The sequence below is a fragment of the Mycobacterium hackensackense genome (assembly GCF_025822555.1).
Taxonomy (GTDB): domain Bacteria; phylum Actinomycetota; class Actinomycetes; order Mycobacteriales; family Mycobacteriaceae; genus Mycobacterium; species Mycobacterium fluoranthenivorans.
The window spans coordinates 1,295,296-1,316,179 of the sequence record NZ_JACKUC010000030.1 but is presented as its reverse complement, the minus strand read 5'-3'; the positions used below and the strand labels follow the sequence as shown (position 1 = coordinate 1,316,179).

General features: G+C 68.4%; 21 protein-coding genes. 11 read left to right on the top strand and 10 right to left on the bottom strand.

From position 1 onward, the window contains the following. Positions 1 to 1,959 carry a glycosyltransferase gene (locus tag H7J86_RS15785; RefSeq protein WP_267291986.1) on the bottom strand — a complete coding sequence of 653 codons (1,959 nt, stop codon included), beginning with the start codon at positions 1,957 to 1,959 and terminating at the stop codon, positions 1 to 3. Beyond that, positions 1,956 to 3,194: a UDP-galactopyranose mutase gene (gene glf, locus H7J86_RS15780; protein WP_187097313.1), complete on the bottom strand. Its 1,239-nt coding sequence runs from the start codon at positions 3,192 to 3,194 to the stop codon at positions 1,956 to 1,958. Before glf ends, H7J86_RS15785 begins: the two co-directional genes overlap by 4 nt. A gap of 288 nt (positions 3,195 to 3,482) precedes the next feature. Here glf and H7J86_RS15775 point away from each other — a divergent pair, with 288 nt between their 5' ends. Both H7J86_RS15775 and H7J86_RS15770 read left to right on the top strand, forming a co-directional pair. After that, positions 3,483 to 4,430 (top strand): hypothetical protein, encoded by a 948-nt coding sequence (locus H7J86_RS15775; RefSeq protein WP_267291984.1) that lies wholly within the window; start codon positions 3,483 to 3,485, stop codon positions 4,428 to 4,430. Positions 4,431 to 4,559: 129 nt separating this feature from the next. Further along, a complete protein-coding gene (locus H7J86_RS15770) occupies positions 4,560 to 6,152 on the top strand; it encodes an N-acetylmuramoyl-L-alanine amidase (RefSeq protein ID WP_090361959.1) in 1,593 nt (530 codons plus the stop codon). 15 nt (positions 6,153 to 6,167) lie between these two features. On the opposite strand, the gene H7J86_RS15765 is transcribed toward H7J86_RS15770, so the two are convergent. Genes H7J86_RS15765 through H7J86_RS15755 form a run of 3 tightly spaced genes read right to left on the bottom strand, consistent with a single transcriptional unit; the run spans position 6,168 to position 8,503 of the window. Next, positions 6,168 to 6,980, bottom strand: coding sequence for an HAD family hydrolase (locus tag H7J86_RS15765; RefSeq protein ID WP_090361962.1), 813 nt, complete (start codon positions 6,978 to 6,980; stop codon positions 6,168 to 6,170). Next, entirely contained in the window at positions 6,981 to 7,727 is a 747-nt protein-coding gene (locus tag H7J86_RS15760; protein ID WP_090361965.1) for a lysophospholipid acyltransferase family protein, read from the bottom strand. A 5-nt stretch (positions 7,728 to 7,732) separates the two neighbouring features. Further along, the gene (locus H7J86_RS15755) at positions 7,733 to 8,503 is read right to left on the bottom strand and encodes a lysophospholipid acyltransferase family protein (RefSeq protein WP_090361967.1); all 771 of its coding nucleotides are present in this window, start codon (positions 8,501 to 8,503) and stop codon (positions 7,733 to 7,735) included. Between the two features lie 118 nt (positions 8,504 to 8,621). Here H7J86_RS15755 and H7J86_RS15750 point away from each other — a divergent pair, with 118 nt between their 5' ends. Both H7J86_RS15750 and H7J86_RS15745 read left to right on the top strand, forming a co-directional pair. Beyond that, on the top strand, positions 8,622 to 10,166 hold the full coding sequence (locus tag H7J86_RS15750; RefSeq protein WP_187097316.1) for an MBL fold metallo-hydrolase: 1,545 nt from the start codon (positions 8,622 to 8,624) through the stop codon (positions 10,164 to 10,166). Next, entirely contained in the window at positions 10,163 to 10,501 is a 339-nt protein-coding gene (locus H7J86_RS15745) for a hypothetical protein (RefSeq protein WP_090361973.1), read from the top strand. The genes H7J86_RS15750 and H7J86_RS15745 overlap by 4 nt, the downstream gene beginning before the upstream one ends. Here the strand turns inward: H7J86_RS15745 and H7J86_RS15740 are convergent. Both H7J86_RS15740 and serS read right to left on the bottom strand, forming a co-directional pair. Then, positions 10,498 to 11,307 (bottom strand): DUF5718 family protein, encoded by an 810-nt coding sequence (locus H7J86_RS15740; protein ID WP_187097317.1) that lies wholly within the window; start codon positions 11,305 to 11,307, stop codon positions 10,498 to 10,500. The two genes, H7J86_RS15745 and H7J86_RS15740, sit on opposite strands and share 4 nt — an antisense overlap. Beyond that, positions 11,304 to 12,557, bottom strand: coding sequence for a serine--tRNA ligase (gene serS, locus H7J86_RS15735; protein WP_090361977.1), 1,254 nt, complete (start codon positions 12,555 to 12,557; stop codon positions 11,304 to 11,306). Before serS ends, H7J86_RS15740 begins: the two co-directional genes overlap by 4 nt. A 114-nt stretch (positions 12,558 to 12,671) precedes the next feature. Here serS and H7J86_RS15730 point away from each other — a divergent pair, with 114 nt between their 5' ends. From H7J86_RS15730 to H7J86_RS15720, 3 genes are all read left to right on the top strand, one after another. After that, a complete protein-coding gene (locus H7J86_RS15730) occupies positions 12,672 to 14,114 on the top strand; it encodes a septum formation family protein (protein ID WP_267291982.1) in 1,443 nt (480 codons plus the stop codon). Between the two features lie 7 nt (positions 14,115 to 14,121). Beyond that, on the top strand, positions 14,122 to 14,472 hold the full coding sequence (locus tag H7J86_RS15725) for a metallopeptidase family protein (RefSeq protein ID WP_090361982.1): 351 nt from the start codon (positions 14,122 to 14,124) through the stop codon (positions 14,470 to 14,472). Between the two features lie 71 nt (positions 14,473 to 14,543). Next, complete coding sequence (locus tag H7J86_RS15720) at positions 14,544 to 14,795, top strand: hypothetical protein (RefSeq protein WP_308204844.1); 252 nt, start codon at positions 14,544 to 14,546, stop codon at positions 14,793 to 14,795. Here H7J86_RS15720 and H7J86_RS15715 read toward each other — a convergent pair. Both H7J86_RS15715 and pheA read right to left on the bottom strand, forming a co-directional pair. Continuing rightward, positions 14,747 to 15,418 carry a histidine phosphatase family protein gene (locus H7J86_RS15715; RefSeq protein WP_090361985.1) on the bottom strand — a complete coding sequence of 224 codons (672 nt, stop codon included), beginning with the start codon at positions 15,416 to 15,418 and terminating at the stop codon, positions 14,747 to 14,749. The two genes, H7J86_RS15720 and H7J86_RS15715, sit on opposite strands and share 49 nt — an antisense overlap. Beyond that, positions 15,415 to 16,347, bottom strand: coding sequence for a prephenate dehydratase (gene pheA / locus H7J86_RS15710; RefSeq protein ID WP_187097320.1), 933 nt, complete (start codon positions 16,345 to 16,347; stop codon positions 15,415 to 15,417). Before pheA ends, H7J86_RS15715 begins: the two co-directional genes overlap by 4 nt. 115 nt (positions 16,348 to 16,462) lie before the next feature. On the opposite strand from pheA, the gene H7J86_RS15705 reads away from it, so the two are divergent. The 4 genes from H7J86_RS15705 to H7J86_RS15685 all read left to right on the top strand — a co-directional run bounded on the left by H7J86_RS15705 (position 16,463) and on the right by H7J86_RS15685 (position 20,012). Continuing rightward, entirely contained in the window at positions 16,463 to 17,254 is a 792-nt protein-coding gene (locus H7J86_RS15705; protein ID WP_187097321.1) for a DUF2470 domain-containing protein, read from the top strand. 31 nt (positions 17,255 to 17,285) lie between these two features. After that, a complete protein-coding gene (locus tag H7J86_RS15700) occupies positions 17,286 to 18,053 on the top strand; it encodes a CPBP family intramembrane glutamic endopeptidase (protein ID WP_090362227.1) in 768 nt (255 codons plus the stop codon). A 64-nt stretch (positions 18,054 to 18,117) separates the two neighbouring features. Next, positions 18,118 to 19,326 (top strand): LCP family protein, encoded by a 1,209-nt coding sequence (locus H7J86_RS15690; RefSeq protein ID WP_276065472.1) that lies wholly within the window; start codon positions 18,118 to 18,120, stop codon positions 19,324 to 19,326. A 140-nt stretch (positions 19,327 to 19,466) separates the two neighbouring features. After that, entirely contained in the window at positions 19,467 to 20,012 is a 546-nt protein-coding gene (locus tag H7J86_RS15685) for a ferritin (RefSeq protein WP_090361993.1), read from the top strand. Position 20,013: 1 nt separating this feature from the next. On the opposite strand, the gene H7J86_RS15680 is transcribed toward H7J86_RS15685, so the two are convergent. Beyond that, entirely contained in the window at positions 20,014 to 20,880 is an 867-nt protein-coding gene (locus H7J86_RS15680) for a glycerophosphodiester phosphodiesterase (RefSeq protein WP_235683443.1), read from the bottom strand. Positions 20,881 to 20,884: the final 4 nt, after the last annotated feature.

The following is a 20,884-nucleotide window of genomic DNA, read 5'->3' as shown; positions in this document are numbered from 1 at the left end:
TCAGGCCTTTTCCAGGGACGGAGCGGGGTCCGGTGCGGAGGCCAGCAGCACGTTCTCCCACCGCTGGGTGCTGGTCAGTTCCGGCAGCGCGGCGCGGTACACCTTGCGCATCCGGTTGAACTTGCGGGCCAGCAGCGTCTGGCGCTTCACCGACTCGCGCAGCAGCTCGAACATCTTCTCGCGGTCCCGCTGCCGGTACACCACACCGCGGCCGTCGGCGGTGGTGACCGTGACACCGTCGACCTTGCACAGCGAGAACCAGCGGGCGTCCTGGGTGGCGACGTTGACCTGCGGACGGACGTGATGCGCCGGGTCGTGCGCCTTGAGCTGGTGCATCACCCCGCGGGCCAGCCGCCACGAGATCGACAGCGGGCTGGTGGGGATCGCCACCTTCTTGCGCCACTTCTTGTCCGAGGGGGTGGGCAGCGTGGTGGCACTCGGCAACACCACCGCGTCGGGGAATTGCTGGCGCATCGCGCGGACGTCGGGCAGCGCGGACTCCAGGATGGAGAAGATGTGCTCGGGGCCGGCCAGGAAGTCGTCCATTGCCTTGTTCTGGATGGCCACGGTCGAATATTCAAGGCAGAGAAGGTGTTTGAACGTCGCCTTGAGATGGCTGGCGAGCAGTCCCTTGATATCGCCGTCCCAGTGCAGCGCCGCCACCACCAGCCGGTTGCGCAGGTGGAAGTAGGCCTGCCAGTCGATGGCGTCGTCCTTGTCGCTCCACGCCATATGCCAGATGGCCGCACCCGGCAGCGTGACGGTCGGGTAGCCGTGCTCACCGGCGCGCAGGCCGTAATCGGCGTCGTCCCACTTGATGAACAGCGGCAGCGGCTGGCCGAGTTCCTCGGCGACCTTGCGCGGGATCATGCACATCCACCAGCCGTTGTAGTCGACATCGATACGGCGGTGCAGCAGCCGGCTGCGGTAGGCCTCTTCGTCGTTGAGCGGGTACTTGGCGAAGTTGTGGTCGTATTCGGTGTTGACCGCGCCGGTCCACATGAAATTCGTCGCGTCCACCATCTCGCCCATCACGTGCAGGTGCGAGGGCTCCTGCAGGTTGAGCATCTGCCCGCCGATGAGTGTCGGCACCTTGGCGAACCGGCTCAGCGCCAGTGCCCGCAGGATCGAATCCGGTTCGATCCGGATGTCGTCGTCCATGAACAGGATCTGTTCGCAGTCGGTGTGGTGCAGCGCCTCGTACATCACCCGGCTGTAGCCACCGGACCCGCCCAGGTTGGGCTGGTTGTAGATCGAGAGCCGGTCCCCCAGCGGCGCGGCCGCCGCGGCGAATCCGGGATGGTCCACCGCCTTCTTGGTGCCCTGGTCGGTGACGATGACCGCGCTGATCACCTGATCCACCAACGGATCCGAGGTGAGCGCCGCCAAGGCGTTGACACAGTCCGACGGCCGGTTGAAGGTCGGGATCCCCAGGGCGATATCGGCCCTCCCGGGTGCCGGCACCGGGGCGAACCAGCCCGCACTGCGCACCGTCACCGCGGTGTCGGTGGTGATGTCGAACCAGATCCAGCCGCCATCCTCGAACGGGTCTAGTTCGATCTCGAATTCGGCCACGGCCGGGGTCGGACCGCCGCTGTCGGATATCTCCGTGCCGCCCACCGTGATTCGCGCACCGGTCGCCTTGGACCGGTACAGGTCGATGCGGGCGCTGCCGGTGATCTCGACCCGCAACACCACCGACTCCAGGATCGACCAGCGCCGCCAGTAACTGGCCGGGAAGGCGTTGAAGTAGGTGGCGAACGACACCTCCGATTCGGCGCCGATCTCCAGCGTGGTGCGGGTCGGGGCGTGCGCCCGGCGCGCGTTGGTGGCCGACTCCTCGATGTAGAGCTTGCGCACATCGAGTGGTTCACCGGGCCGCGGCAGGATCACCCGCGAGAGCAGGCTGACCGCCCGCGACTCGGCGCCGTCGAGTGCACCGGAGGGGATGTCGCTCATGCTGTACTGCTTTCGTCTGAGGCCGGCAGCGGCGCGCCGTCGCGCAGGTGCGGAGCCAGGATGTTGTCGTACATGTTCAGCGCACTGGCGATGGCCATGTGCATGTCGAGGTACTGATAGGTGCCCAGGCGACCACCGAACAGCACCGCGGCGGTCGCGGTTTCGGCCCGGGCCCGGTCGCGATAGCCGGCCAGTAACGCCCGGTCGGCTTCGGTGTTGATCGGGTAGTACGGTTCGTCGTCGTTCTCGGCGAAGCGGGAGTACTCCCGCATGATGACCGTCTTGTCGGTCGGGTAGTCGCGTTCGGGATGGAAGTGCCGGAACTCGTGGATGCGGGTGAACGGCACGTCGATGTCGTTGTAGTTCATGACGGGCGTGCCCTGGAAATCTCCGGTCGGCAGCACCTCGGTCTCGAAATCGAGCGTGCGCCAGCCGAGCCGGCCGTCGGCATAGTCGAAGTAGCGGTCCAGGGGGCCGGTGTACACCACCGGCGCCTGTGGGGACTCAGCGCGGAGTTCTTCACGGACGTCGAACCAGTCGGTGTCCAGCCGCACCTCGATCCGGTCGTCGGCGGCCATCTTCTTCAGCCAGGCCGTGTAGCCGTCGGCGGGCAGGCCCTCGTAGGTGTCGTTGAAGTAGCGGTTGTCGAAGGTGTAGCGCATGGGCAGCCGGTTGATCACCGCGGCGGGGAGCTCGGCGGGATCGGTCTGCCACTGCTTGGCGGTGTAACCCTTGACGAACGCCTCATAGAGCGGGCGGCCGATCAGCGAGATGGCCTTCTCTTCGAGGTTCTGCGCATCCTCGGTCTTGATCTCGGCGGCCTGTTCGGCGATCAGGGCGCGGGCCTCGTCCGGGGAGAAGTACCGGCCGAAGAACTGCGACACCAGCCCCAGACCCAGCGGGAACTGGTAGGCCTGGCCCTTGTGCAGCGCGAACACCCGGTGCTGGTAGCCCGTGAAGTCGGTGAACTGCCGCACGTAGTCCCACACCCGCTTGTTGCTGGTGTGGAAGAGGTGGGCCCCGTATTTGTGGATCTCGATACCGGTCTCCGGTTCGGGCTCCGAATAGGCGTTACCGCCGAGATGGGACCGGCGTTCGACCACCAGGACCCGCTTGTCCAGTTGTGTCGCGGCGCGTTCGGCGATGGTGAGGCCGAAGAAGCCCGAACCCACAACGAGGAGGTCGTAACGACCGGTGGAAGGGCGTGCATCGACCCGGGCAGATTGATCGGTCATCGGCAGCAAGGGTATCCGACCGGCCCTCGGCCGCCCGAAACGTGTGACGGCGCGGGCGCGGGGAGGCCCGGTGAGGCGGCCGCGCCCACATTCGCGGCAGGTCGCAATTCGCTCACAATTCAATATCGTCACTCTAGACCCAGTAGTCACACCAGTACCATCGATCACGTTGGAAGACGACGTTTTCGGAGCTGATGGCAAGGCACAGGACCTTCAGAAAGGGAACGTCGCCGACGCTGCACCGAACACACACCGCTCACACGTAGTCCATGTATTGAGGAGACTTCCGTGCCGAACCGACGTCGACGCAAGCTCTCGACAGCCATGAGCGCAGTCGCCGCCCTGGCCGTCGCAAGTCCAGTTGCCATTGCTGCACTCTCAGAACTACCCGCCAAGAACGATCAGCCCCAGCATCGGCAGTTCGTCCAGGCCGCCCTGGTCACCGACCTCCCGGGCGAGCTGATGTCAGCCCTGTCCCAGGGCCTGTCACAGTTCGGGATCAACCTGCCTCCGATGCCGACCGGCATGCTGACCGGCTCACCGGCAGCGAGCCCGACGCTGACCTCACCCGGCCTGGGCGCCACCGGTCTGACCTCGCCGTTGTCACCCGGGCTTGGCACCGCCGGCCTCAGCACCCCCGGTCTCACGTCACCCGCGGGAGCCACCGGCCTGGGTGTGCCCGCGGCGGGGTCGACCTCGCCGCTGGCTCCCGGGCTCAGTGTGCCGCCGATCAATGCGACCACCCCGTCGCTGAGCCCCACCTCGCTCACCGATCCGCTCAACACCAACCCGGCCCTGACCGGCGCGACCCCGGGCCTCACGTCGCCGAGCCTGGCCAGCCCCGCGGGTCTGGGCACCACCGGTCTGGGCACGACCGGCCTGGGGGCCACCGGCCTCGGCGTTCCGGGTGAGGTGCCGATCTCGGCACCGATCGGATTGGACCCCGCGGCGGGCACCTACCCGATCCTGGGCGGCGATCCGGGCCTCGGCCTCGGCGCCCCGGCCGCAGCCAGCGGAAGCGGCGGGCTGATCGGCGACCTCAGCAGTGCGGCGAATCAGCTCGGTGCCGGCCAGGCCATCGACCTGCTCAAGGGCATGGTGATGCCGGCCATCCAGTCGGCCATCAAGCAGGCGGCCCCGGCCGCCGCGGCAGCCGCTCCCGCCGCAGCTGCGGCCCCGGCCCTGACCGCGGCTCCGGCAGCCATTGCCCAGGTCGCCTCGGGCGCCGGCGCCTGACCCGTACAAGCCTGTCACCGAACGGCACCGCAGAAGCCTTCCCGGCTCTGCGGTGCCGTTGTGTGGTGAGCGGAATTCGTATCGTGTCGAAACTCTGGTAACACTGGACTCATACGTAACATTCGGGACGTGTCGCGTCGTCGTCCTGCACCTTCGCTGCTGTTATCGGCAGTCGTGGGCACGGTGGTCATCCTGCCGTGGGCGGTCAACGGCGTCCCCGAGAATCCCGGTCCGCCCCCTGTCGTCATCAGCCAGCAGCCACTGGGCGGGCTGGGCACGGGCGACTCGGCCGGTGAGACCATCCGGGAGGTACACCAGGACACCCCGTTCTCCATGGTCGCCATCACCGCCGACGACCTGGACGGCACCACCGCGCGCGTGCGGGCCAGACAACCGGATGGCTCATGGGGGCCCTGGTACGACGCCGAGGCCCTGGACGGCGTCGGGCCACAGGACAAGACCACCCACGGCACCGAACCGGTGTTCGTCGGCCGCACCACCACCGTGCAGATCGCGGTGCGCCGGCAGCCGGCCGCGCCGCCGGCCACCCACGCCGGCCTCGGCTACATCCCGGTCAATGTCGAGCAACCACTGCCGCAGAACGTCAACGCGGTCCTGATCAGCCCGCCCAAAGCGCCCATCGACGTGCAGTTCAACCCGCCGGCGGCGGCCGCGACCATCCCCGGCCAGCCGCCGAACATCATCAGTCGCGCGCAGTGGGGTGCCGACGAATCGATGAAATGCGGCGCCCCCATCTACGACCAGGGCGTGCGCGCCGGCGTGGTGCATCACACCGCCGGCAGCAACGACTATCTCCCCGAGGATTCCGCGGCCATCGTCCGGTCCATCTACGAGTACCACGCCCGCACGCTGGGCTGGTGCGATATCGCCTACAACGCGCTGGTCGACAAGTACGGGCAGGTGTTCGAGGGCCGCGCAGGCGGAATGGACCGGCCCGTCCAGGGCGCACACACCGGCGGGTTCAACACCGACACCTGGGGTGTGGCGATGCTCGGCGATTTCGACGTCGTACCGCCGACCCCGATTCAGTTGCGGACCGTGGGCCGCCTGCTGGGCTGGCGACTCGGGCTCGATCACGTCGACCCGCTCGGCACCGTGACGCTGACCTCGGCCGGCGGCGACTTCACCAAGTTCGCGGCGGGTGCCGTGGAGAACCTGCCCACGATCTTCACCCATCGCGATGTCGGCAACACCGACTGCCCGGGTAACGCCGCGTACGCCCTGATGCCCGTGCTGCGCGATATCGCCGCGCGGTTCAACCGGCCCGCCGGCCCCGCCGACCTGGTCGACACCCTGCGCGGCGGGGCAATCTTCGCCAAATGGCAGGCGATGGGCGCGGACAAGGGGCCGCTCGGCATGCCCACCTCACCGGAAGCCGCCGGCAACGGCGATGCCCGCTATGTGACCTTCGACCGGGGAGCCATGTACTGGTCACCGGTCAGCGGCGCACAGCCCGTGACCGGGGCCATCTACGACGCCTGGGGTGCACTGGGTTTCGAGCGCGGCGCGCTCGGACTGCCCACCAGCGGTGAGATCAACGAACCGCAGTGGATCGTGCAGAACTTCCAGCACGGGACGTTGAACTTCGACCGCGAGACCGGCGCCGTCACCCGGGTCACCGACGGCGTTCCGCTGAAGCTGCCCACACCGAACCACTCACCGATTCAGATGGAGCGGTTCACTCCGATCGACCCGCGCTGAGCTCGCTCGCCCCGGCTACATCCACCAGCGTTCGAGCACCCGCGCCACCCCGTCATCGGCATTCGTGGTGGTGATCTCGTTGGCGGCAGCCAGCGCATCGGGATGCGCGTTGCCCATGGCCACACCGAGTCCCGCCCAGCGCAGCATCGGCACATCGTTGGGCATATCGCCGAAGGTCACCGCGTCCTCGGCGGCGATCCCCAGGGGCCGGGCCACCTCTTCGATACCCGAGGCCTTGCTGATGCCGATCGGCATCACCTCGATCAGGCCGTTGTTGGTCGAGTAGGTCAGATCGCCCTCGATCCCGATATGCGGGGCCAGCGCCGCGGCCATATCCGCACTGCGCGCGCCGGCCTTGCGAATCAGCAGCTTCACCGCGGGCGCGCTGAGCAGGTCCTCGAGCGACACCTCGGTGTTGTCCGGATTCAGCCACGCATGCTCGTACCCGGGTGAGCTGACGAACTGCGGGGTGGCCGCGTCGTGCGCGCTGCGCCCCACCCGCTCCACGGCCAGCCCGGCACCCGGAATGACCCGGGTGGCGATATCGGCCAGTGTCGTGAGCAGTTCCGCGGACAGGGTGCGCGCCGACACGATCCGGTCGGTGGCGGAGTCGTAGATCACCGCGCCGTTGGCGCAGACGGCCATCGGCGCAAAGCCCAGTTCCTCCACCACCGGGGGCACCCATCGCGGTGGACGGCCGGTGGCCAGCACGAAATGGGTTCCGGCGTCGACCGCGGCATGTACCGCGGCCCGCGTCCGGGCGGTGACGTGTTCGTCTGCGTCGAGCAGCGTGCCGTCGACATCCGTGGCGATCAGGGTAGGCAGCATTCAGTGGTTCCCCAGCTGTTTACGGCCGCGCTCGGCGAGCTCGGCCTCGTCGAGGCGCTTGGCCTCCTCAGGTGTCGGCGCCCCGCCGCCGAGGCGACGGGGCACCCAGTATGCCCCCGGGGGCTGCGGGTAGGCGTCCTGCACCTTGTAGAGCAGTGCCCCCATGGCCTGGCGCAGCTCGGCCATCAGCCGGTCCACGCCCCCCTCGGCGGGCAGCGCCGGGCCGAGCGCCACCGTCACCGGAATCTTGTTGCGGCCCAAAGCCTTCGGATGATCCTTTGTCCATATCCGATGCACGCCCCACACGACCAGCGGAACGATCGGCACCTGGGCGTCGAGGGCCATCCGAGCCGCCCCGGTCTTGAAGTCCTTCAGCTCGAAGCTACGGCTGATGGTGGCCTCCGGATACACCCCGACGAGCTCACCGGCGCGCAGCCGCGCGACGGCCACCGGGTACGCCTCACCGCCGGCACTGCGGTCCACCGGGATGGTGCCCGCGTGCTTGATCAGGAAGTTGACGCCCCGCACGTCCTGCATCTCGGCCTTGATCATGAACCGCATCCGCCGCTTGCGGGCTGTCGCGGCCAGGGCTGCCGGCAGGAAGTCGACATAGCTGGTGTGGTTGATCGCGACGACCGCGCCACCCGTGCCGGGAAGGTGCTCCAGCCCCTGGAAGTCCAGCCTGGTGCCGGTGACGCGCATCGCCGTCTTCCCTGCGATTTCGAGGGAACGAAAGACCGGCTCCATAGGCGCTACTCCGGCGCCTCACCGGCGCGCTGGGCCCGTCGGGCCGCCTTCTCCGCTGCCTCTTCGGCGTCCATCCGGTTGGCCTCGGCCAGCGTCGGCGCGCCGCCACCGAGACGGTGCGGCACCCAGAACTCTCCGGCCGGATGCTCCCCGTAGGAGTCCTGTACCCGCTCCAGCAGATGCTGCATCCGGGAGTGCAGCAGAGCGGTCAGCTCGGCGGCCGGCAATGTCGGGTAGATGGGTTCACCGACGGCCACGGTGATGGGCACCTTGGGCCGCCACATCTTCTTCGGGTGCCCCTTGGTCCAGATGCGCTGAGCACCCCAGACGATATGCGGGATGATCGGCACGTCCGCCGCGATGGCCATCCGGGCGGCGCCCGACTTGAAGTCCTTGATCTCGAAACTGCGGCTGATGGTGGCCTCGGGGTACACCCCGACCAGTTCGCCGGCCTTGAGGGCCTGGCAGGCGGCGGTGAACGAGTCGGCACCGCTGTCCCGGTCCACCTCGATATGGCGCAGGCTGCGCATGATCGGGCCGCTGACCTTGGAGTCGAAGACTTCCTTCTTGGCCATGAACCGGACTTTGCGGCCGCGGTGCTGCAGGTAGGCGGGTAACCCGGCAAAGGTGAAATCGAAATAGCTGGTGTGGTTGATCGCGATGACCGCGCCGCCGGTCACCGGGAGGTGTTCGACCCCGGTCACGGTGAACTTCAGGCCCTGTAACCGCCAGATGAGGCGGGCGGCTTGGATGACAGTTCCGTATACCGGCTCCACACTGGACAGCCTAGTGCCGGTCGCCACCGGTGTTCATGCGCCTTGGTCTCTGGCGCGCGGGCCGCGGTGCGCCGGTTACCCTGATATGGCACGACGGCAACCATGCGAAAGGGTATTTGTGCAGGTCACGAACGTGGGGCACGCGGGCTTCCGGATTGACACGGCAGCAGGCAGCATCTTGTGCGACCCCTGGGTCAATCCGGCGTACTTCGCCTCCTGGTTCCCGTTCCCCGACAACAGCGCCCTGGACTGGGACGCGCTCGGGGACTGCGACTACCTCTACGTCAGCCACCTGCACAAAGACCATTTCGACCCGGTCAACCTACGCGACCACGTCAACAAGGACGCGGTGGTGCTGTTGCCCGACTTCCCGGTGCCGGATCTGCGCCGCGAACTGGAGGCCCTCGGTTTCCACACCTTCGTCGAGACCACCGATTCGGTGAAGCACACCGTGACCGGCCCCAAGGGTGACCTGGACGTGATGATCATCGCGCTGCGGGCCCCCGCCGACGGCCCGATCGGGGACTCGGGCCTGGTGGTGTCGGACGGCGTCACGACGGTTTTCAACATGAACGACGCCCGGCCGGTGGAGTTGGACGTCCTGGCCCAGTTCGGCCATATCGACGTGCACATGCTGCAGTACTCCGGCGCCATCTGGTACCCGATGGTCTACGACATGCCGGCCCGGGCCAAGGAGGCGTTCGGCATCCAGAAGCGGCAGCGTCAGATGGACCGTTGCCGCCAGTACATCGCCCAGGTCGGGGCGACCTGGGTGGTGCCCTCGGCAGGGCCACCCTGTTTCCTGGATCCGGAATTGCGGGATCTCAACGACGATCACGGCGACCCGGCCAACATCTTCCCGGATCAGATCGTGTTCCTGGACCAGATGCGCAGCCACGGACACGACGGCGGACTGCTGATGATCCCCGGTTCCGTAGCGGATTTCACCGGCTCCCAACTGGATTCGCTGACGCATCCGGTCGAAGATCCGGAGAACATCTTCACCACCGGTAAGGCCGCCTACATCGAGGACTACGCGCAACGGATGGCGCCCGTGCTGACCGCCGAGAAGGCGGGGTGGGCGCCGGCCGAGGGCGAGTCGCTGCTGGAGCCGCTGCGCGCGCTGTTCGAACCGATCATGATCCAGTCCGATCAGATCTGCGACGGTATCGGATACCCCGTCGAACTGCGCCTGGGGCCGGAGACCGTCGTTCTCGACTTCCCCAAACGCGCTGTGCGCGAGCCTGTTCCGGATGAGAAGTTCCGCTACGGTTTCGAGATACCGGCCCAGTTGGTGCGTACCGTGGTCCGCGATCACGAACCCGACTGGGTGAACACCATCTTCCTGTCCACCCGGTTCAAAGCCTGGCGGGTCGGCGGATACAACGAGTATCTCTACACGTTCTTCAAGTGTCTCACCGACGAGCGGATCGCCTATGCAGACGGCTGGTTCGCCGAGGCCCATGACGACAGCGCCTCGACCACGCTGGACGGCTGGGAGATCCAGCGCCGGTGTCCGCACCTCAAGGCCGACCTGTCGAAATTCGGTGTGGTGGAAGGCTCCACGCTGACCTGCAATCTGCACGGCTGGCAGTGGAACCTGGAGAACGGCCGCTGTCTGACGGCCAAGGGCCACCAGCTCAGGAGTGCGAGACGATCATGACGACGGCGGTGTCGTATGACGACGGGCTGATCCAGCTGGATCGCCAGGCTCTGACGCTGCGCCGCTATCACTTCCCGTCGGGTACATCGAAGATCATTCCACTGCAGTCGATCCGGGGTTACAAAGCCGAGACCATGGGGTTGGCGTTCGACCGGTTCCGGATCTGGGGGCCGTCGGACGACCCGCGCCGCTGGCTCCCCCTGGACGTGTGGCGGCCCATCAAGTCCACCCTGGTGGTGCTCGACGTGCCCGGCACCCGGCCAAGCCCCGCGTTCACGCCGTTGCGGGCCAGGGAGTTCCTGGCGGTGCTGGACGAACTGCTCGGCCGCGACTAGCTGCTGCCCGAAACCTTCTGCCGCAGTTCGGAGAACTCATCCGATGCGGTGTCATACACCCGGACCACCGCCTCGTCGCCGGGCTGCAGGAACGTCGACTCACCCAGCGCGGTGTAGCGCGTCGCACCGATCCCGATGAGCACCCGCTCGGGGTGACCCGACGCGACCATCAGCGCGCCGACGTCCTCCAGCGGGGTGTCCGGCGAACCCTTCTGGTTGGCCAGCCGTTCGGTGATCCAGTCCAGCAGCACTTCGCCGTAGTAGGAGTAGCCCAGCAGCGGGCTGTCCACCCCGTACTCGTGTTCTTGTCCGTCGGCGGTGTTGAGGTAGCACACCAGCCGCAACGTCGCGGTCGGGCCGTCCGGGGTGAGGTCGCTGATGTCGAAGAACTCGCGCGCCACGCCTTTGGACGCCGGGCCCCAGTTCTTCTTGTGGCTGATCTTCGGCGCGTTGGGCCGCCGGATCGAGCAGTCGTTGAACGCGCCGAGCGCGAACGGCACGAGCGAGGTGACGGTGTCGCCCTGCCAGCGCACCTCACACGCCAGTCCGACCTCGGGTTCGATCTGGAGGTTCAGCGGGGTCTCACTGGCCGGCAACGCGATCGTGTCGTGCGACAGCGGGAACTCGCCCAGGAAGCCGTCGTATCCCGGTGCGTACCAGGGAAAGATGCCCTTGGGGGCTGGGCCCTCGGACTTGACGTTGACGAAATCCGCTGCCTCCCCGGCTTGTTCGAGGTGTCCGGCGAAATTGCCCGCCACTCCGAAGCCGAACCAGTTCCGCAGCTCCGCGTCGTCGAGTTCGATCATGGTGTCAGGACCTCCGTACCGAGATAGGGCACCAGCGCGGCGGGCACCCGCACACTGCCGTCGGGCTGCTGATGGTTCTCCAGGATGGCGACCAGCCAGCGGGTGGTCGCCAGCGTGCCGTTGAGTGTCGCGGCGATCTGCGGCTTGCCGTCGTCGTCGCGGTAGCGGGTGGACAACCGGCGGGCCTGGAACGTCGAGCAGTTCGAGGTGGAGGTGAGCTCGCGGTAGGTCCCCTGGGTGGGCACCCAGGCCTCGCAGTCGTACTTGCGCGCAGCCGAGGAGCCGAGATCGCCTGCGGCGACGTCGATCACACGGTAGGGCACCTCGATGGCGGCCAGCATCTCGCGCTGCCAGCCCAGCAGCCGCTGATGTTCGGCCTCTGCGTCCTGCGGCTTGCAGTAGACGAACGCCTCGACCTTGTCGAACTGGTGCACGCGGATGATGCCCCGGGTGTCCTTGCCGTAACTCCCCGCCTCGCGGCGGAAGCACGACGACCATCCGGCATAACGCTTCGGGCCCTCGGACAGGTCCAGGATCTCGTCGGCGTGATAGCCCGCCAGCGGCACCTCGGAGGTGCCCACCAGGTACAGGTCGTCTTCCTCGAGCCGGTAGATCTCGTCGGCATGGGAACCGAGGAATCCGGTGCCCGCCATCACCTCCGGACGCACCAGCACCGGCGGGATCATCAGGGTGAAACCGTTGGCGGTCGCCAGCTTGACGGCCAGCTGCAGCAGACCGAGCTGCAGCAGTGCGCCCTGACCGGTCAGGAAGTAGAAGCGCGATCCCGACACCTTGGCGCCGCGCTCCATGTCGATCAGGCCCAGTGCCTCACCGAGTTCCAGATGATCCTTGGGATCCGACAGGGTCCGCGGCTCACCCACCACGTCCAGCACGACGAAGTTGTCCTCACCGCCGGCGGGCACGCCGTCGACGATGACGTTGGCGACGGCCAGGTGGGCGGCGGTGAAGGTGGCCTCGGCGTCAGCCTGGGCCGCTTCGGCGGACTTGACGGCCTCGGCGAGCTCCTTGGCCCGCGCCAGCAGGGCGGGGCGCTCCTCCGGGGAGGCCTTGCCCACCGACTTGCTCGCCGCCTTCTGTTCGGCGCGCAGGTTGTCCGCGACAGAGATGGCGGAACGGCGGGCGGTATCCGCTTCCAGCAGCGCGTCCACCAGGCCCGGATCCTCGCCACGGGCTCGTTGTGACGCACGTACCCGGTCGGGTTCGTCACGCAGCAGCTTGAGGTCGATCACGGCAGCAACCCTACTGTGCCGCACGGCGCCGGCCGGGGCAGCATGCCACAACCACATAACTTTACAACTGCATCACTTGTCACAGCACGTGACACGCCTGTCACAATAGAGCCGATGTTGGACGCACCCGAACACCCGGAGCCGTTCCTGCCAGACGGGACGGCTGAGCCGACCCAGCCGCAGCGACGCCTGGGTTGGTTGCGGGATGCGCAGCTCACCCCGACGCGGCGCGCCCTGCTCCTCACCGCCCTCGGCGGACTCATGATCGCCGGTGTCATCACCGTCCTGCCCGATACCGCGGCCGGTGGCCGGCTGGCCGGCCTGAGCTCGGGCGCCGGTGGACTGTCCCGCGCCAACAGCACGTTCGACCACGCCTCCAGCGGCGCCTGCCTGAACTGGCCCGACCGGGTACCCGATGCCGCCCAGATCGTCGACTGCACCACCGAGCACCGGTTCGAGGTCGCCGAGGCCATCGACCTGAAGGCCTTCCCCGGCACCGAGTACGGCCCCAACGCCGCGCCGCCGTCGCCGGCCCGTATCCAGCAGATCAGCCAGGAGCAGTGCCAGAGCGCCGTCCAGCGCTACCTGGGCGACAAGTACGACCCGAACGGCCGGTTCGCGGTCAGCCTGCTCTGGTCCGGGGAGAAGGCTTGGCGGCAGAACGGCGAACGCCGGATGCTGTGCGGCCTGCAGCTGCCCGGCGCCGACAATCAGCAGCAGGCCTTCCAGGGCAAGGTCGCCGCGGTGGACCAGTCCAAGGTGTGGCCGGCCGGAACCTGCCTGGGCATCGACCCCGCCACCAACCAGCCCACCGATGTCCCGGTCGACTGCGCGAGCCCCCACGCCCTCGAGGTGACCGGCGCGGTGAACCTCGCCGAGAAGTACCCCGCCGGCGTCCCGCCCGAGCAGGAACAGGATTCCTACGTCAAGGACACCTGCGCCAAGGTCACCGATGACTACCTGGCGCCACTGAAGCTGCGCACCACCACGCTGACCCTGGTCTACAGCACCATCTCGCTGCCCAGCTGGCTGGCGGGCAGCCACCAGGTGTCCTGCAGCATCGGCACCACGCTCGGCAACGGCGGCTGGTCCACGCTGCTCAACAGCGCCAAGGGCGCGCTGATGATCAACGGCCGGCCTCCGGTCCCGCCCCCGGACATCCCCGACGAGCGGCTGAACATGCCGGCCATCCCGCTGCCCTCGATCGACCTGACCCAGAGCCAGTACTCGGGATCGTCTGACTCCAGCCAGTCCTCGCAGCAGACGCAGTCGACCCAGCAGACCCAGTCCAACCAGCACCTGCCCGGCCAGACGAGCCAGACGAGCCAGACGCCCGCCACCCAGAGCACTCAGCCGTCGACGGCCGCGCCGGTGCCGCCCGGGAACACCTTCCTCAACGGACCGCCCCCGCCCGATCAGGTCGGTGATCAGCCGGTACCTGCTGGTCCGCCGCTGGACGGTCCGCCGCCTCCCGCAGATGCGCCCGCGGCACCCGCCCCGGCGGGTCCGGCACCCGGCCCGGCAGAGCCGGTGCTGCCGCCCGCACCGGTGCAGTAATCGCGCGATGCCGGTACAGATGAACCGGAAACGGTTCGACGAACTGGTGTCGGATGCACTGGACCTGATCCCGCCGGAGCTGGCCGCCGCCGCCGACAACGTGGTCTTCCTGGTGGAGGGCCACCATCCCGAGGAGCCCGATCTGCTGGGCCTCTACGAGGGTGTCGCACTGACCGAACGCGACTCGTCCTACGGTGGCTATCTGCCGGACACCATCACCATCTACCGCGACGCCCTGCTGCAGATGTGTGAGTCCGAGCAGGAGGTGGTCGAGGAGGTGGCGATCACCGTGGTCCACGAGTTGGCCCACCACTTCGGTATCGACGACGACCGGCTACACGAATTGGGCTGGGCCTGACCGCGAAACGACGGGGGGATCATCCCGCGTGGGAACCCACCGATGTCGGTGCACGGTGCTATGAACGGGTCATGAGCATCAGCGAGAAGCCGAAGGCGGAATCGCGCATGAGTGCTGAATGCCGGGATTGCGCGGGCGGTCTCGCACACTGCCACGGCACGGTGATCCTGCACATCGGCCAGCGGGCCGAATGCACCGACGACTGCGGCGTCCCGGAGATCGCGCACACCCTGACCATCGACTGCGCAGTCCTCGGTTGCGGTTGCGCCGCGGATCAGCCCATCGGGTCGGGCACCGGGTCCTCGCGGGTGCGCTCCGCGTAGAACGGCGGGCTGAGCGCACCCCACTGGACGCAACTCCACCGGCCGTCGGTGATCGGGCTGAGTACCACGCTCTCGGTGTTGGCCAGATGGTGATCGAGCGCGAACTTCCCGTCGACACCGGCCAGCACCGCAGCCACCAGCCGGATCGCCGCGCCGTGGCTGACCACCACGATGTCGTGGTGCCAGTCGTGGTCGTCGAGGTGGCGCATCCGCAGCCTGGTGAGCACGGGGACGACGCGCTGAAGAACCTGCCTGCCGCTCTCCCCGCCGGGCATGGCCGCGTCGATATCACCCAGCTGCCAGCGCTCGTAGATCGCGTCGAACTGCGCGACGGCGGCCTCGTCGTTGCGGTCTTCCAGGTCGCCGACCTGGACCTCGTAGATATCGTCGAACTCGTGCGGCGTCAGGGTCAGGCCGGCACCGATATCGGCGGCCGTCTCCCTGGCCCGGGTGGCCACCGAATGACCGACCAGACCGACGGGGTGGCTCCAGTCGCGGGCGAACGTCTGCGCCTGTTCGTGGCCGAGTTCGGTGAGCGCGGCACCGGGCGGGCGGGTGTCGAGGCGTTTTTCGACATTGCCGAACGACTGCCCGTGCCGCACCAGAACCAGCCGCCCGCTCACGATCGCTCCCCCTGTCGAAGTGCCGTCAACCACCGGGTCGCCTCGCGTGCCTTCTCCGATCCCGGCGGGTTCGCCCCGACCGCGGCGCCGGTCGGCCAGGAACCCAGATACCGGACATCGACGCAGCGCCGATACAGCGCCTTGAGCGCCTCGGCGACGGCGTCATCGGCGATATGCCCGACACAATCGAGGAAGAACTTGTAGGTACCCAATTCCGTTCGGGTGGGCCGTGATTCGATGCGGGTGAGGTCGATGCCCCGTATCGCGAACTCGGTCATGGCGGCCACCAGCGCACCGGGTTCGTTGTCCAGGCTCAGCACCACCGAGGTGCGATCGGCGCCGGTGCGGGCGGGTGGCGGCCCGGGCGGGCCGGCCAGCACGAACCGGGTCCGGGCGTTCGGTTCGTCGACCACACCGGCGGCGAGCACCGACAGCCCGTAACGCTGCGCGGCCAGCGCCGTGCTGACCCCGGCGTCGGCGCGCCCGTCGGCGACATCGGCGGCGGCCGCGGCATTGGATTGGGCGGGAACCACCACAGCCTGCGGCAGTTCGGCGGCCAGCCACCGCCGAACCTGGGCGGCCGCGACCGGGAAGGCCGCGATGGTGGCGACATCAGGGGCCGCCACACCGGCCCTGGCCACGATGCTGAACGCGACGTCGAGGGTGTGCTCGGCGTAGATCTGTAGCGCCGATCCGGTGGCCAGGGCGTCGAGGGAGGGCAGCACCGACCCTTCGATGGAGTTCTCGATGGGGACGCAGGCATAGGACGCCTCGCCGGCGCGGACGGCTTCCAGCGCCGCGGGCGGGCTGTCACACGGCACCGGAGTGAAATCGCCACCACCACCGGGGACCAGTGCACCGGCCGCCATCTGCAGCAATGCCGCCTCGGTGAACGTTCCCTCCGGTCCGAGATAGGCGATGCGCGGCACGGCTTCAACCCTAGTGGCTCGCCGCGGCGACTCAGGTACGCCGAGAGGAAAACCTTGCGCCACCCTCGGTCCTGTAGTTAAGTAAGGCTTACCTCACTAAATGGAAGGTGGTCAGATGACGACTGTGGTGGCGGCACCGACAACGGCCGAGCGGATCCGCAGCGCCTGCGCACGGGCGGGCGGCGCGATGCTGGCGGTCGAGGGGCTCGAGCCGGTCGCCACTCCCGTGCACCACTTACTCGCCGACGGCTCGTTCGCGGTCACCATCCCCACCGATGGGCCGCTGGCCGGCTCACTGGTGTCCGCCGGCGCGGGCGGGCTGCAGGCCGTGCTGGAAATGACCGATTACGCACCGCTGCCGCTCCGCGAACCGGTGCGCTCGCTGGTGTGGATCCGTGGCCGGTTGTTCACCGTGCCCGCCGGCGAGATCCCGGGAGTGCTCGACCTGATCGCCACCGAGCACCCCAATCCCGCTCTGCTGCAGGTGAACACCGAAGGCTCCGCGGGAGACGAGACCGCGTACGCGCTGGTTCGCCTGGAGATCGAATCCGTGGTGGTCGCCGACTCGACCGGCGCCGAGTCGGTGGGCGTGGGCGCCTTGCTGGAGGCGTTGCCCGACCCGTTCTGCGGCCTGGAGTCCGGCTGGCTGCGCCACCTGGAGTCGGCGCACCGCGACGTCGTGGAACGCCTGTCGGCGCGCCTGCCGATGACGCTGCGCAGCGGCCGGGTCCGGCCCCTGGGCCTGGATCGCTACGGCGTCCAGCTGCGCGTCGAGGACGAGTCCGGTGACCACGATGTGCGGCTGCCGTTCGCCAAACCGGTCGACGACGTCACCGGCCTGAGCCAGGCCATCCGCGTGCTGATGGGCTGCCCGTTCCTCAACGGGCTACGCGCGCGCCGAATCTGAGCACACCGCCGCGGCGGTTACCGTGTCTGCGGTGACCTCAGGACTGGACCCCGCGGCCGAACTTCCCCGGCGCACCCTGCGCATCGAGGTCCTCGTCGTCCTTGCGGTCACCTTCGGCCTGAGCGCCTACACCGCGCTGCTCGATCTCATCGAAGCGGTCCTACTCGGCCTGTCCGGCCGCCATGTCGCGCTGAACCAGCGCCGGTCCCCCTTCGACCTGATCGACTTCGGCCTCAACATGGCCGCTGTCTTCCAGCTGCTCGCCTGGGGCGCGCTGGGCCTGTACCTGCTGTGGCGCAGCGGCTTCGGGCCGAGAAGCATCGGGCTCGGCCGGATCCGCTGGCATCCCGACGTGACCGGCGGCCTGGCCCTGGCCGCGCTCATCGGGCTGCCGGGGCTCGGGCTGTACGTCGCCGCACGGGCGATGGGCCTGAGCGCCGCCGTCGAGCCCGCCCAGCTCTACGACACGTGGTGGCGCATCCCCGTACTGCTGGCGCTCGCATTCGCCAACGGCTGGGCCGAAGAGATCATCGTGGTCGCCTTCCTGATCACCAGGTTGCGCCAGCTTCAGGTCAACCCCATGGCGGCGCTGGCGGTCTCCGCGGTCCTACGCGGGACGTATCACCTGTACCAGGGTTACAGCGCCGGGCTGGGCAATGTGGTGATGGGGCTCGTGTTCGGTTATGTCTGGATGCGCACCGGCAGGCTGTGGCCGCTGATCGTCGCGCACGGCTTGATCGACACGGTGGCGTTCGTCGGCTACTCACTGGCCGCCGGCCACTTGAGTTGGCTGGGCTGAATATGCGGCCGCGACCAGTACATTCGCAGTTGTGAACGACGACCGGCCGCCCGGACCGGAGCCACTGCCGCCGAGGCCGCGGCCACCCCGGCGGGAGCCGTCTCAGGTCATCCGCCGCGACCCCGGCCATCGGCCGCCGCCCGTCTGGCCCCCCGCTCCGCCGACACCGCCACCACCGGCACCCCGGCGGCCGACACCCCCACCGCCGCCGCCGGTCCGTCGTCCGGCACCACCGCCGCCACCACCCTTGCCCCCAACCAAGAGACAAACCGCGCCACCGCCGCAGCCCCCACCGGCCCGGCCACGCCGCCGCGGTCGGCTCCGGCGGGCCGCGGCACTTCTCCTGGCGCTGATACTGACCGTGCTGGCCGCCGGCGTCGGCGGTGCGGTCTGGTTCGACACCACGCTGCACCGGATTCCCGCACTGGCGGATTACCCGGACCGGCCGAGCGCCGGCAAGGGCGTCACCTGGCTGCTGGTGGGTTCCGACAGTCGCCAGAATCTGTCCCCGGAGCAACAGGCCGAGCTGGCGACGGGCGGCGATATCGGCAACGGGAGAACCGACACGATCCTGCTGGTCCACATCGGTGGGTGGGCGTCCGGCATACCCACCACCATGGTGTCGCTGCCTCGCGACTCCTATGTCGACATCCCCGGCCACGGCCAGGACAAGATCAACGCCGCATTCGCGATCGGCGGCGCACCGCTGTTGACCCAGACCGTGGAACAGGCCACCGGGCTGCACCTGGACCACTACGCCGAGGTGGGTTTCGACGGATTCGCCGAACTCGTCGACGCCGTCGGCGGGGTGACCATGTGTCCGACCGAGCCGATCAGCGACCCACTGGCCGGTATCGACCTCCCCGCGGGCTGCCAGGAGCTCGACGGCCGCAGTGCGCTCGGTTTCGTTCGTACCCGGGCCACGCCCCGGGCCGACCTGGACCGGATGCTGCACCAGCGCGCCTTCATGTCGGCCCTGCTGCATCGGGCGGCCAGCCCGGCGGTACTGCTCAATCCACTGCGCTGGTACCCCATGGCGCACGCCGTCGGCGGGGCACTCACCGTGGATCAGGGCGGCCATGTCTGGGATCTGGCCCGGCTGGGCTGGGCGCTGCACGGGGACACCGTGACCACGACGGTGCCCATCGGCGACTTCACCAGCAGCGACTCGGGCTCGGTGGTGATCTGGGACCGCGAGGCGGCCGGTCGGCTGTTCGCCGCACTCGCCGCCGACACCCCGGTCCCCGCGGACGTTCTCAACACGGTTGGGTGAACGCCCCAGACTTCGGCTCAGCAAACTTTCACGCTTGCCCAAAGTACCCCCTAACTGGAGTCACTCCAGTTAGGAAACGCTAACCTGAATAAGGGTCACCTTTGCTGACAAGCCCTCTGACCTGCACTATTGTCGTTCCCATGAACGACGCGACCCCACTCGACACGAAATTCAACACGCTCCTCCGGGAGCAGATCCGCAGCGAATTCACCGCGTCGCAGCAATACATCGCCGTTGCCGTGTACTGCGACGGATCCGACCTGCCTCAGCTCGCCGCGCACTTCTATGCCCAGTCCGTGGAAGAGCGCAACCACGCGATGATGCTGGTGCAGTACCTGCTCGACCGCGACCTAGACGTCGAGATCCCGGGCGTCGACGCGGTGCAGAACTCCTTCGACACCCCGGCCCAGGCGCTGCGGTTGGCCCTCGAGCAGGAGCGCACGGTCACCGAGCAGATCACCCGGCTGGCCAGCGTCGCCCGCGAAGAGGGCGACTACCTCGGCGAACAGTTCATGCAGTGGTTCCTGAAGGAGCAGATCGAGGAGGTCGCCACCATCTCGTCGCTGGTCCGCATCGCCGAACGCGCCGGCGCCAACCTGTTCCACCTGGAGGACTTCGTCGCCCGCGAACTCACCCGCGGCGGCACCGACCCGAGCGCCCCCAAGGCCGCCGGCGGAAGTCTCTGATCTAGTCCCGCCCCACCCCGGTCAACCCGTTCTGCAGCCAGTCCTTGGTGCGGCCGGGGTGGTTGGTGGCGACCCAGCCGACCCCGACGTCACGGCAGTACCGGACGTCCTCGTAATGGTCGACGGTCCAGCAGTACAGCGCGCGGCCCTGCGCGGCCGCGCGGTCCACCAGCTCGGGGTGGTCCCGCAGGGTGGCGATGGACGGCCCCACCGCGGTGGCACCCACCGTGGTGGCCGCACTGCCCCCCAGATAGCGCGAGGTCTCGCCCAACAGCACGGTGGGCAGCATCGGCGCCGCACGCCGGATCCGCCACACCGCCGCCGCCGAGAACGACATGACCACGGCGCGGGCCAGATCCGCCGACGGCGGCGCGGCGATCCCGTACCGGTGCAGCAGCGCCAGCACCTTGCTCTCGACAAGGGCGCCGTAGCGCACCGGGTGTTTGGTCTCGATGAAGATCTTCACCGGCCGCTTCCAGTCCAGCACCAGCGTGAGCAAGGCGTCCAGCGTCAGCAGCCCGGTATCGCCGGACGCGCCGCCGGCACGCCAGCCGGCATGCCAGGAGCCGTAGTCCAGCTCCCGCAACTGGGCCAGCGTCATCTCGCTGACCAGACCGGTTCCGTCGGAGGTGCGGTCGACCCGGCGGTCGTGCACGCACACCAGGTGCCCATCCCTGGTCAGCCGGACATCGCACTCGACGCCATCGGCACCTTCTTGCAAGGCCAGCTCATACGCGGCGATGGTGTGCTCCGGACGTTCGGCGGAGGCACCCCGGTGCGCGACGACGAAGGGGTCGCGTTCGGCCGGGGAGGCCGATATCGGTTCCGATCCGGCCGGCCCAGTGGCGCCGGCGTCGCCCGCGGTCATACGG

What these genes read in the sequence shown, in the direction of transcription:
- H7J86_RS15725 (WP_090361982.1), top strand. Translation starts at nt 14,122, where the DNA reads ATGCCGGTACAGATGAACCGGAAACGGTTCGACGAACTGGTGTCGGAT.
- H7J86_RS15730 (WP_267291982.1), top strand. Translation starts at nt 12,672, where the DNA reads ATGTTGGACGCACCCGAACACCCGGAGCCGTTCCTGCCAGACGGGACG.
- H7J86_RS15760 (WP_090361965.1), bottom strand. Translation starts at nt 7,727, where the DNA reads ATGGAGCCGGTCTTTCGTTCCCTCGAAATCGCAGGGAAGACGGCGATG.
- H7J86_RS15745 (WP_090361973.1), top strand. Translation starts at nt 10,163, where the DNA reads ATGACGACGGCGGTGTCGTATGACGACGGGCTGATCCAGCTGGATCGC.
- H7J86_RS15720 (WP_308204844.1), top strand. Translation starts at nt 14,544, where the DNA reads ATGAGCATCAGCGAGAAGCCGAAGGCGGAATCGCGCATGAGTGCTGAA.
- H7J86_RS15740 (WP_187097317.1), bottom strand. Translation starts at nt 11,307, where the DNA reads ATGATCGAACTCGACGACGCGGAGCTGCGGAACTGGTTCGGCTTCGGA.
- glf (WP_187097313.1), bottom strand. Translation starts at nt 3,194, where the DNA reads ATGACCGATCAATCTGCCCGGGTCGATGCACGCCCTTCCACCGGTCGT.
- H7J86_RS15685 (WP_090361993.1), top strand. Translation starts at nt 19,467, where the DNA reads ATGAACGACGCGACCCCACTCGACACGAAATTCAACACGCTCCTCCGG.
- H7J86_RS15765 (WP_090361962.1), bottom strand. Translation starts at nt 6,980, where the DNA reads ATGCTGCCTACCCTGATCGCCACGGATGTCGACGGCACGCTGCTCGAC.
- H7J86_RS15705 (WP_187097321.1), top strand. Translation starts at nt 16,463, where the DNA reads ATGACGACTGTGGTGGCGGCACCGACAACGGCCGAGCGGATCCGCAGC.
- H7J86_RS15680 (WP_235683443.1), bottom strand. Translation starts at nt 20,880, where the DNA reads ATGACCGCGGGCGACGCCGGCGCCACTGGGCCGGCCGGATCGGAACCG.
- H7J86_RS15785 (WP_267291986.1), bottom strand. Translation starts at nt 1,959, where the DNA reads ATGAGCGACATCCCCTCCGGTGCACTCGACGGCGCCGAGTCGCGGGCG.